Genomic DNA, 11654 nt, shown 5'->3' on the forward strand with positions numbered 1-11654 from the left:
CGATTTCACCATTATTTTAAGAACAAGGCAGTCATGTCGCGAAAATAAGGGCAAAGTAGACCTCATAAAATTAACAATACGGTTCTTTTAACCCAATTCAAGTTCTTTTTTGATACGGTCGATTTTGGCATCGAGTTCCTCGGAGACTTTTTTGAAGTTTTCCGCTTTGTCAAGTTTCGCGTTCGTGCTGATATAGAATTTGACTTTGGGTTCTGTACCACTCGGCCGGGCGGCGATGCGGGTGCCATCATCGGTTTCGTAGATCAGTACGTTGGATTTCGGAATGTGGATCGCTTTTTCCTCGCCGGTCAAAACATTTTTTGCGGTCGAGGTGTTGTAATCCTCGATCCATTTTACTTTGGAACCGGCGACGGAATCGACGGGATTTTCCTTAAAATCCTTCAACATCTGCTTGATTTCCTCGGCACCGCTCATCCCTTTTTTGGTCAGGGATATGAGGTGTTCCTTGTAGAAACCGTAATTGACGTAGCAATCGATTAAGTCTTCATAGAACGAACTACCGTTTGCCTTGGCCTGGGCACCGATTTCACAGGCGAGTAGGGTAGCGGTAACCGCATCTTTATCGCGCACAAAATCGCCGATCATATAGCCAAAACTTTCCTCCCCGCCTCCTAAAAATTTTAGGTCGGGATAATCCTTGATCATTTTACCGATCCATTTGAATCCGGTCAGCGCGGTCTTGAATTTTACGCCGTAGGCTTTGGCCATGGCTTCCATCATTGGGGTCGAAACGATGGTAGTCGCCACGAACTCGTTGCCCTCGAAACCTTTTTGCTTTTGCTGTTCCAAAAGAAAATGGGTCATCATGATCATGGCCTGATTGCCGTTTACGATTTCCATTTTTCCTTCGAGATTCCTTACGGCCACGCCCAAACGGTCGCTGTCGGGGTCGGTACCGACAACCATGTCCGCCCCGATTTCCTCTGCTTTTGCAATGGCCATGGAAAGGGCTTCCGGTTCTTCGGGATTGGGGGATTTTACCGTTGGGAAATCCCCATCCGGTTCGGCCTGTGCTTCGATGATGGTAACGTTTTTATAGCCCGCCCGTTTCAATACTTCGGGAATGGCGGTTATCGAGGTACCGTGCAGGGAGGTGAAAACAATCTTGAAATCATTCTTTCCCTCCGCATTGAAATCCCCGTGCGCGACCGAGGCCTTGAAAAAAGGTTCGTCGACTTGGGTATCGATGAGTTCGATCAGACTTTCATCCGCCTTGAATTTGATTTCCTCAAAAGAAAGTGCGTTGATAGCGGCAACAATCTCCCCGTCTTCCGGGGGAACGATTTGGCAGCCATCGCTCCAATATACTTTATAGCCGTTGTATTCCGGGGGATTATGGGATGCGGTCAAAACGATGCCCGCATCACAGTTCAAATATCGTACGGCGAACGAAAGTTCCGGAGTTGTGCGCAACGCCGAAAACAGAAATACCTTGATGCCGTTGGCGGAGAAGACTTCCGCCACCGTTCTTGCCAAGGTATCGCTGTTGTGGCGGCAGTCGTAGGCGATGGCGACCTTGATCTCTTTACCGTCGTGTGCCTTTTTAAGGTAATTGCTAAGGCCTTGGGTACTTTTCCCCAAGGTATATTTATTGATCCGGTTGGTGCCGACGCCCATAATTCCACGCATACCGCCGGTACCGAATTCCATGTTTTTGTAAAAGCGGTCCTTGAGCTCGTCGTTGTCGTTTTCGATCAGATGTTGGACTTCCTTTTTTACGGCCGGATCAAAAAAATCGGTCAGCCAGGTTTTTGCGGTGTCTAGAATGTTCTGCATGTACTAGGTTATTAGGTGAATTATTAATTTCATAGCGTTGCTTGTCATCGGCAGCCGATAAAGATAGGAAGATATGGAATTTTTAGGATAAAAGGATGGAAAATAGTATTTCGTTGGATGTTTTTATCGCCTTTTTCTTCTAAGTAAAAGATAGGATAGTGCTATGCGTAACCTTTTGCAATTAATCTGACAAGCTCCCCTAAGGACGGACAGGTAAAATAGCTTGTATCTATTTAAAAGTTGGGATTCGTGTAAAACAATATCTTTTTTTCACGGAGAAAACGAATGCTCCGTAACCTCCAAATTAGCTCCTTCCGAAACGGTATAGCTCGTCTCGTTCCTTCGGTTCCGTACCAAAATCTCCCCGAGAAACCCGGCCAAAAACAATTGGGTACCGAGGAGCATGGCGGTAAGGGCGATATAGAATTGGGGGCGATCCGTAATCAAGCGTCCGAACCTGTTGATAAAGAGTTTGTCGATGCCCAAGTAGCTAGCGAAACCGAAACCGATGATGAACATCACTACGCCCAAGGCTCCGAAGAGGTGCATGGGTCGGCGGGCGAATTTGGATATGAACCAGATGGTGATGAGGTCCAATAATCCGTTGGTAAAGCGTTCCATGCCGAATTTTGTTTTACCGTATTTTCGGGCTTGGTGCGTTACCACTTTTTCGCCGATATTGAAGAAGCCCGCATTTTTGGCGAGTACGGGAATATAGCGGTGCATTTCCCCGGAAACCTCTATATTCTTGATAACCGTTTTGTTGAAGGCTTTTAGTCCGCAATTGAAGTCGTGCAGATTTACGCCCGAGGTCCGCCTTGCCGCCCAATTGAACAATTTGGAAGGCATGTTCTTGGAGAGAACGGAATCGTAGCGCTTTTTCTTCCAACCCGAGACAAGATCATAGCCATCCTTTTGAATCAGTTGGTATAATTCGGGAATTTCCTCGGGATTATCCTGCAAATCGGCATCCATAGTAATGACCACATCCCCTTGCGCCGCTTTAAAACCGGCGTGCAGGGCCTGTGACTTTCCATAGTTTCTAAGAAATCGCATTCCCCTGACCTGGGGATTTGCCCCTGAAAGTTGTTGGATAAGCTGCCAAGAATTGTCAGTACTGCCATCGTCGATAAAAATAATCTCGTACGAATAGCCTTCGGATTTCATTACGTTGACGATCCAATCGTGCAGTTCATGAAGGGATTCCCCCTCGTTGAGAAGCGGTATGATTATGGATAGATTCATGGATTGTCGCTGTAAATCCGTCCAAAAATACGATTTTGATATTGAAGATATTTAATATCCGGGCTTTTGTTTTTTCATGATTAGCCCGGTGATTAGCCCTATAACAAGACCGATGACAATATTAATGATAATAACAATGGGATACGTTAACCAAGCGAAGCTTTTTTGCATCTCCACGCCCTGCTGCCATTGCTCTTCGGTAAGTTTCGGATTCTCTTCGAAAGTTTTGACTTTTGCGATTTCCATGGCCTTATCCATAAAGTCGGGCTCTATAAAATTCGTTAATAGGGCGTACCAAATGAGTGAAAAAAGAGCGCCGACCAAACCGATGCCTGCACCTAACTTTAGCGCATCCGAAATTTTTAAATATCCGGCATTTGCTTTTTTATATTGCTGGGTCGCCAAGACAACGGCACCCACCATTAGAAGCGTGCCGATTATCCTTACGTCCCATCCTTGTTCGTAATGCATTTCCATGCTAAATAGGATTACTGCGAAAGCTATTCCCGCAAGACCAAGCAGTGAACCATACGTCCAAATAAATTTTCCGGTTTTAGGTTGATTGTCTTCCATCTTAGATACTTATTTATAGGTTATTCAAAAAGTTAGTTGTTCCCAATGGGATTTTGTTACAGCTAAAAGTACATTATTTTTATCGTTCTTTTTATACGTTAACATTGCATGTCTCCAAAAAATACCTAAATTTGCAGCCTTAAAATGAGTGCCTGTCGGAATGGGCGCGTAAAATTTTTGCTTGATGAAAAAGGACATCCACCCAGAAAATTATAGATTGGTAGCGTTTAAGGACATGTCGAACGATGAAGTGTTCTTGACAAAATCTACCGCGGATACCAAAGAGACCTTGGAGGTCGACGGAACCGAATACCCCTTGGTGAAATTGGAAATTTCAAGAACCTCACATCCGTTCTACACCGGAAAGGCCAAACTTTTGGATACCGCCGGACGTATCGACAAGTTCAAGAACAAGTACGACAAGTTCAAGAAGAAAAAAGCGGCTCCCGAAGAAAAATCGGCAGAGCAGGAAGCTCCAAAAGATAAAGCTGCCAAAAAAGAGGACCCAAAAGCTGAAACTAAGGCGCAACTTGCTAAAAAAGAAGCTCCGAAGGCAGAAGCGAAGACCGAAACGGTTAAGAAGGAAGTTCCAAAGGCGGATGCAAAAGCAGAAACTCCTAAAAAAGAGGCTCCTAAAGCTGCAGCTGATACGGAAGAAAAAAAATAATCTTTTTATTCAAAGCTATTTTATAAGATGCCCTCGATGTTCGGGGGTATTTTTTTGGCATTATAGTGCATTTACTACATTTACAGAAATATCAACCCATGAACTACATTCTTTTCGACGGTCCGGTCCGGAACAATCTGTTGCCTTTTACCTTTACCAGACCGGTCGCGGACATCCGTATCGGTATTCTCACCATACGCGAAAAATGGGAAAAGTATCTGGGAAATACGACCACCACGATTACGGAGGACTATCTATCCGAAAAATATCCCATGGTGGAAATGGAGGAAAACGTTTTGATAAATGCATCCCTTTTACCGACTAAAATGCTTGTAGACCTCATAATTGATCTCAAAGAGAACGAAGCTATTTTTCAAGGGGAGGAGGTCATTGCGTTTTTCACCAAGGATACACAGCGAGAAGTTGACTTTTCATCCTATAAAACCATTGATTTTGAGGATGCTATAGTAAGGGTTGTCAACACTTGGGATATTTTCGAAAAAAATGGGGAAGCGCTTCAAGCGGACTTCGACCTGATTACCGCTGGCAGGGAAAGTGCACCGATTTCGGCTACCAACCGTGTTATACATCCGGAAAATATTTTCTTGGAGGAAGGCGCAAAAGTGGAATATAGCATTTTAAACGCTTCCGACGGACCGATATATTTGGGAAAACACGCTGAAATTTGGGAAGGTGCCATGGTGCGCGGCGCTTTTGCCCTTTGCGAACATGCCGTTGTCAAAATGGGCGCCAAGATTTACGGTGCTACTACCGTTGGCCCTCACGGTAAAATATGTGGGGAAATCAGTAATTCCGTGATTTTCGGATATTCAAGCAAAGGCCATGAAGGCTATCTCGGCAACGCGGTGATAGGGGAGTGGTGTAACATCGGGGCGGACAGCAACAACTCCAATCTCAAGAACAACTACGCCAAAGTGCGTTTATGGAACTACGCCTCGGAAAGTTTTGAGCAAACGGGACTCCAATTTTGTGGCCTGATGATGGGCGATCACAGCAAAACGGCCATCAATACCATGTTGAATACCGGTACGGTGGTCGGGGTGAACGTGAACATATACGTGCCCGGTTTCCCCAGAAACTTTATCCCTAGCTTCAGTTGGGGCGGTGCTACCGGGTTCTCTACCTACTTGCCGGAAAAGGCTTTTGAGACCGCCAAGGTGATGATGGCACGAAGACAGGTCGAATTCAACGATGTAGAGGCGCGTATTCTCGAGCATGTTTTTGAGCTTACCAAGAAGTGGCGGAACTATTGAGTTGAGCGGAACTATTGAGTTGATCTGACGGTTTGTAATCCATGGACGTTATACAAGTTCGTATATTTGCATCCCAAACTTTGTAAAGTATATGGAAAGAAGTACGGTATGAAGAAAAAAGTCGCCTTCTATACGCTGGGCTGTAAGCTCAATTTCTCTGAAACCTCGACGATAGCCCGAGGTTTTACGGAGGAAGGTTTCGAGCGTGTGGACTTTTCGGAAGCTGCCGACATGTACGTCATCAATACGTGTTCGGTAACGGAAAATGCGGATAAGCGGTTCAAGACCATCGTCAAGAAAGCGCAAAAAGCGAATCCCGATGCTTTTGTGGCGGCCATTGGTTGCTATGCGCAGCTAAAACCGGAAGAATTGGCCGCCGTCCATGGTGTAGATCTCGTTTTGGGTGCCACGGAAAAATTCAAGATCACCGATTATATCCATGATATTTTGAATCGTCCTTCGACCGCGCTTAGGATGACGGAAATACATTCCTGCGAAATCGAGGAGGCCGATTTCTACGTCGGAAGCTATGCCATCGGGGACCGGACACGGGCGTTTTTAAAAGTTCAGGATGGATGTGATTACAAATGTACCTATTGCACCATTCCCTTGGCCCGAGGAATTTCCCGTAGCGATACGCTGGATAACGTGCTTAAAAATGCTGCGGAAATATCCGCACAAGGGATCAAGGAGATCGTGCTAACCGGCGTCAATATCGGCGATTATGGCAAAGGCGAATTCGGAAACAAAAAACACGAACATACCTTTTTGGATCTGGTAAAGGCTTTAGATGAAGTGGAAGGCATCCACAGATTGCGGATCTCATCCATAGAGCCCAATCTGTTAAAGAACGAGACCATTGATTTTGTTGCGCAGAGCAACGCGTTTGTTCCGCATTTTCACATCCCCTTGCAAAGCGGGAGCGACCAGATGCTAAAGCGGATGCGCCGGCGCTACATGAGCGAGCTATATGTGGATAGGGTGCGAAGGATTAGGGAAACCATGCCGCATGCCTGCATCGGAGTAGATGTTATTGTAGGCTTTCCCGGCGAAACGGACGAACTTTTTTTGGAGACCTATCATTTTCTGAACGAACTCGATATTTCATACCTGCACGTTTTTTCCTATTCGGAAAGGGAAAACACGACAGCGGCCGATATGAGCGGGGTAGTGCCCCAAAAGGTACGGAAGAAGCGAAGTAAGATGCTAAGGGGGCTATCCGCTAAAAAACGCAGGGCATTTTATGAGGGCCAGCTAGGTACGGAGCGTAGTGTTTTGTTCGAGGGGGAAAACAAGGCAGGCTATATACACGGATTTACCGAAAATTACGTAAAGGTAAAAGTCCCATGGGATCCTGCTCTGGTGAATACGTTACATAGTGTCAAATTGACCGAAATTGCGGATGATGGGCTGGTGCGGTTTGCATTTGTGGCCAACACGATTCCTGTTTTGTAGCGACTGTAGTGAGATGCAATGCACGGTGTCTCTCCGGTAGTGTGCAAAAAAAATCCCGCCGACTGGCGAGATTTTTTTAAAGGTAATCCTAAAAATCGTGTTAGATTCTGATGCCTACGGGTAGCATCTCTTTGTACTGTCTGTTTTTCCTCAAAAAACCTGCTATTTCGGGGCTTGTCGGAACTACCCGAAGGTTTTGTTCCTGAATGCGGTGAAGAACGGATTTTATAAAATCTTCCTTAAAACCTGCACTGGTGATTTCTTCCGGGACTACCAATTTGGTCAGAAATACTTTGCGTTCTTGTGAAGAATACTCGATTTTGGCCAAATGACCATCGACCCTAGTTTCAAATTGACGCAAGAAACTGTTGTCGTTGATTTCTACTTCATTCATATAGTTAGGATTTGTGTTTTGACATCCGAAGAAAAAAACGGGGTTCTCAAGCCGTAATTTTAACTACTTTTGCCTAGATTAGAAAAACGATGGATTCTCCCAAAGTTGATTACAAAAGTAGTGAACACTATGTTAATTTCCTAATTATTAGCTGCTTTTACCTCTGACCAATTCAAGTTCTTTATGAACGATAGCAAGATTCATGTCTATTTTATGCCGGGGATGGCCGCCAATCCATCCATTTTTAAACACATTCATTTACCGAAAGATATCTTTGAGCCGCATTTGCTGGAATGGTTCGTGCCATCAAGGAATATGAGCCTTGTGGACTATGCAAGGGCGATGAACGAGCTGATAATACATGAAAATTCCGTATTGATAGGAGTTTCTTTTGGGGGTATGCTTGTACAGGAGATGGCCAAACTGATCTCGGTGCGAAAGACCATCATTATTTCAAGCGTAAAGCATGTTTCCGAACTCCCCAAACGTATGCAATTTGCGAGATTTACTAAAATTCATAGGATATTGCCAACAGGCCTGGTCAATAATGTCGAACTTTTGGCGAAATATGCTTTTGGGGAAACCATGACCAAACGCTTGGCCCTATATGAGGAATATCTATCCCTACGCGATACGCAATATATCGATTGGTCGATCGATCAGATGGTCCATTGGTCGCAAACCGAACCTCCCGATAACCTTGTACATATCCATGGGGAAAAAGATCCCGTTTTTCCGATCCGGAACATCAAAGATTGTATTCCCGTTAAAAACGGTACGCACACCATGATTATCCACAGGGCAAAATGGTTTAATGCACATTTACCTACAATTATTTTGCAATAATCGAGTTGTAGTATTATATTAACTGTTACATATCCTTGACTTTAAAAAACACCAATCAGAAATATGAATATTATAAAGAACGGTTTACTGCTTTTAGGCCTTTTTTTCGTGGTCAGCACTTTGATTTATGCCGTGCAGGGCAGTAGTGAAGAGATGACCAATTCGCAAAATCTAACGGATACTACCGAACCGGAGCTTGAGAAAAACGTTGCCCAGGGATACCGCATATCCGCAATCGACATTCCCGAAGACCTTAATTTTGCAGGGGAGACCGTGCCCCAAAGCGATCCCGAGGTCATGGAGCGTATCGACCGGGAGTTTTTGGTCAATACCTACTGGCAATCGAACGCCGTCTTGTTGATCAAAAGGGCGAACATGTACTTTCCGGTAATCGAACCAATATTGGCCAAAAACGGGATTCCCGATGACTTCAAATATCTTGCCGTTGCCGAAAGTGGACTCCAAAATGTGGTTTCAGGTGCGGGAGCAACGGGATTTTGGCAAATCATGAAGGCGACCGGCCAACAGTACGGTCTTGAGGTGAACGATAACGTCGATGAACGCTATCACCTGGAAAAATCCACTCAGGTAGCCTGTGATTATTTAAAAAAATACAATAAAAAATATGGAACGTGGACGCTGGCCGCCGCCGCCTACAATGCCGGTACCGGAGCTATCGACAAATACATGGGTATTCAACAGGTCGACGACTACTACGATCTGTTACTTGGCCAGGAAACCGGTAGATACGTGTTCAGGATCATGGCGATAAAGGAGATTTTAAGCCATCCCGAAAAGTATGGTTTCGACGTAAAAGAAGAAGACCTCTATAAGGCCGTGCCTACTTTCAAAGTAGATTTGGAGGAGCCGGTACTCAGCTTTGCCGATTATGCCCAAAAATATGAAATCAATTATAAGATTCTTAAACGGCATAACCCTTGGCTACGTGAGCCGCACTTGAACAACAGCTCAAAAAAGAAGTATACCATTGAAATTCCTAAAACGGGGTATTATAAGACGACCAAATAAATTTTATATTCCGTACATTCGGTTCCGAAGCAAGTTAAACTCGTGTTCGTGAATTCGATACTGGCATTCTGCAAGGAAAATATCTGGCTTATCGCCCTGACCATCAATTATATTTTGGTCATCAGCCTATCTATCTTTATCATTTTAAAGAATAAGAATCCCGTAAAAACACTATCTTTTCTATTTGCGCTTGCCGCACTTCCTTTTTTAGGATTGATGGTCTACTATTTCTTTGGACAGGATTACCGTAAATCCAAAATTTTTGAAAAAAAATACATCCTAGACAATGACCGAATAAAGGGATGGCGTGAACAGTTCAAGCTCGATCAAAGTGAAAAGGATGGATTTAGGGAGGATTTCGGCGAGGGTATTTACAAAATATATACCCTACTGAAGCATAACGAAAAATCCATTCTTACTTTCGATAACGAGATGGAAATATTGGTAAACGGCGAAAAAAAGTTCGAAAGGCTGAGGGAAGATCTTGCAAGAGCCAAAAACCATATCCACATGGAATATTTCGTGCTTTTCGACGACGAATTGGGCACCGAACTTATCGATATACTTAGTAAGAAAGCCAAAGAGGGGGTCAAGGTGCGGTTAATGTACGACGACGTTGGTAGCGATATTTCGTCGAAGGCCAAGGATAAGATGACGGAAGCCGGAGTCCAACATTTTCCGTTTATGCCGGTGCGGTTCTCGAATTCCACCAGCAAAATTAACTATCGCGATCATAGAAAGATAGTCGTTATCGACGGAACTGTCGGCTATGTCGGTGGAATAAACCTTGATCAGAAATACGATAATTCGTATGACAACGAAAGATACTGGCGCGATACCCACATGCGATTACAGGGCGGTGCGGTAGGTTCTTTACAATCCTCCTTTTTACTAACATGGAATTTCGTTACCGGCGATGAAACCGAAATCGAACAGCATCTGTTTCCTGACAACAAATCCGAATCACAGGATCCGGTTGCGATACAAATGGCCGCTAGTGGCCCCGATACCGATTGGGCCAATATTATGGAAGCCTTGTTCTGTGCCATGACCGCGGCAGGTGAACGCATTTACATCACTTCGCCGTACTACATGCCCAACGACGCCATCTTTACCGCCATGAAAACTGCTGCACGCAGCGGCGTCGATGTTCGGGTCATATTGCCTTATGAATCCGATTCTTGGGCCGCACAATACGCATCCGACTCCTACATCGAAGAAAGTCTCGAATCGGGAATACGAATTTTCAGATATTGCAAAGGATTCATCCATGCGAAGACGATGCTTGTCGACGACCGCCTTTCTACCATAGGCACGGCAAATTTAGATTACCGAAGCTTTGCCCTGAATTTTGAGATTACCGCGCTGATCTACAACAAAGCCATCAATGAACAAATGGCGGGTATCTTTGAAAACGATCTCGAAGATTGCGAAGAAGTGGAACTGGAACGCTGGAAGGAAAGGGGCATACGACGGAAATTGAAGGAATCTTTCAGTCGGCTGTGGGCACCGTTACTTTAAATCTTCTTCATCTGCTGCTGCATCATCTTGATCTGGTCGGTAAGCATATTGTTCTTGTCCAGCTTCTTGGCTTCCTGTAACAGTTTGGTAGCTTCCCTTTTACGACGTTTTTGCATAGAGATACCGGCGAGGCTTAATTTCGCCATGGCCACGTCATAGTCCATCGTCAATCCTAATTTCAGGGCCTTTTTGAAATATTTTTCTGCGGTGGTCAGGTTTTTTTGGGAATAGATGATGCCATGCAAGTAGTTGTAGTAGCCCTGCTGTTTGGGTATCAGTGCCGATTTCGGTTTTTTTATCTTGTTAAGCCATTTTTGGGTGCCTTCAAGATCTTGCTTGCGCATGCGAAGAAAGGCCAATAAAATTATCTCGTTCCTGAAATATAGAAAAATGAAAATAAGGGAAAGTAATATCAGAAAAATGCCGTTACCGATGTTGCCGTCCACGAATTGATACACGGCATAGGCGATGATAAGGCCGGCGATAACAAGTTTTATATTTTTATTGAACATGTCGTTTTAAGTTATGGGTGTATAAAGAGACTAGACACTAATTTTTGCAATTTGGCCCCGAAGCCTCGGCGGGATTTCTTTTCTAAAGTGGAATTTCTCTGAGGTTATTTACTCCACCACAGGTGAATCCATAAGTTCATAGGTGATTTTTGATTTTATGGTGGTCGGAATTTCTTGATCTCCCATTTGGGTCATGGTCGAAGTACCTTTCGATAGGCCCTCAACGGTCATTAATTTGATAAATCCGGAAGCCATGTTGGTGGTAATCCGAGTTTGTTGCGTGCCTGTAAGCTTCATGGCGGTCGCCAGCTCGGTCACATCCATGGTGACATCGGCCGTTC

Annotated in this window: 11 protein-coding genes and 1 pseudogene; 6 read left to right on the plus strand and 6 right to left on the minus strand. The window is 44.6% G+C overall.

Annotation, left to right across the window (positions count from 1 at the left end; all coding sequences use genetic code 11):
• Nucleotides 1–87 precede the first annotated feature (87 nt).
• From ACEW8S_RS12500 to ACEW8S_RS12510, 3 genes are all read right to left on the minus strand, one after another.
• Nucleotides 88–1797 carry a phospho-sugar mutase gene (locus ACEW8S_RS12500; RefSeq protein WP_373518480.1) on the minus strand — a complete coding sequence of 570 codons (1710 nt, stop codon included), beginning with the start codon at nt 1795–1797 and terminating at the stop codon, nt 88–90.
• Between the two features lie 270 nt (nt 1798–2067).
• Entirely contained in the window at nt 2068–3042 is a 975-nt protein-coding gene (locus tag ACEW8S_RS12505; protein WP_373518481.1) for a glycosyltransferase family 2 protein, read from the minus strand.
• Nucleotides 3043–3093: 51 nt separating this feature from the next.
• Nucleotides 3094–3615 carry a DUF4199 domain-containing protein gene (locus ACEW8S_RS12510; protein WP_373518482.1) on the minus strand — a complete coding sequence of 174 codons (522 nt, stop codon included), beginning with the start codon at nt 3613–3615 and terminating at the stop codon, nt 3094–3096.
• Nucleotides 3616–3799: 184 nt separating this feature from the next.
• Here ACEW8S_RS12510 and ACEW8S_RS12515 point away from each other — a divergent pair.
• The 3 genes and pseudogenes from ACEW8S_RS12515 to mtaB form a co-directional block, all read left to right on the plus strand.
• Nucleotides 3800–4048 (plus strand): annotated as a pseudogene (locus tag ACEW8S_RS12515) (type B 50S ribosomal protein L31); the annotation flags it as partial.
• A 332-nt stretch (nt 4049–4380) separates the two neighbouring features.
• A complete protein-coding gene (locus ACEW8S_RS12520; protein WP_373518483.1) occupies nt 4381–5556 on the plus strand; it encodes a GlmU family protein in 1176 nt (391 codons plus the stop codon).
• A gap of 108 nt (nt 5557–5664) precedes the next feature.
• Nucleotides 5665–7011, plus strand: coding sequence for a tRNA (N(6)-L-threonylcarbamoyladenosine(37)-C(2))-methylthiotransferase MtaB (mtaB, locus tag ACEW8S_RS12525; protein ID WP_373518484.1), 1347 nt, complete (start codon nt 5665–5667; stop codon nt 7009–7011).
• Nucleotides 7012–7111: 100 nt separating this feature from the next.
• Here the strand turns inward: mtaB and ACEW8S_RS12530 are convergent, their stop codons facing one another.
• A complete protein-coding gene (locus ACEW8S_RS12530) occupies nt 7112–7405 on the minus strand; it encodes a GNAT family N-acetyltransferase (RefSeq protein ID WP_373518485.1) in 294 nt (97 codons plus the stop codon).
• 183 nt (nt 7406–7588) lie between these two features.
• Between ACEW8S_RS12530 and ACEW8S_RS12535 the strand changes: the two genes are divergently transcribed.
• The 3 genes from ACEW8S_RS12535 (at nt 7589) to cls (ending at nt 10801) form a co-directional block, all read left to right on the plus strand.
• Entirely contained in the window at nt 7589–8251 is a 663-nt protein-coding gene (locus tag ACEW8S_RS12535; RefSeq protein ID WP_373518486.1) for an alpha/beta hydrolase, read from the plus strand.
• 63 nt (nt 8252–8314) lie between these two features.
• Nucleotides 8315–9280 carry a lytic transglycosylase domain-containing protein gene (locus ACEW8S_RS12540; RefSeq protein ID WP_373518487.1) on the plus strand — a complete coding sequence of 322 codons (966 nt, stop codon included), beginning with the start codon at nt 8315–8317 and terminating at the stop codon, nt 9278–9280.
• Nucleotides 9281–9328: 48 nt separating this feature from the next.
• Nucleotides 9329–10801 carry a cardiolipin synthase gene (gene cls, locus ACEW8S_RS12545; protein ID WP_373518488.1) on the plus strand — a complete coding sequence of 491 codons (1473 nt, stop codon included), beginning with the start codon at nt 9329–9331 and terminating at the stop codon, nt 10799–10801.
• Here the strand turns inward: cls and ACEW8S_RS12550 are convergent.
• Both ACEW8S_RS12550 and ACEW8S_RS12555 read right to left on the minus strand, forming a co-directional pair.
• Nucleotides 10798–11313 (minus strand): DUF2892 domain-containing protein, encoded by a 516-nt coding sequence (locus ACEW8S_RS12550; RefSeq protein WP_373518489.1) that lies wholly within the window; start codon nt 11311–11313, stop codon nt 10798–10800. The genes cls and ACEW8S_RS12550 overlap by 4 nt on opposite strands.
• Nucleotides 11314–11421: 108 nt before the next feature.
• The coding region (locus tag ACEW8S_RS12555; RefSeq protein ID WP_373518490.1) for a hypothetical protein at nt 11422–11654 on the minus strand (233 nt) is incomplete at its 5' end.

Origin of the sequence: Pricia sp. (genome assembly GCF_041745955.1) — a bacterium.
GTDB lineage: Bacteria > Bacteroidota > Bacteroidia > Flavobacteriales > Flavobacteriaceae > Pricia.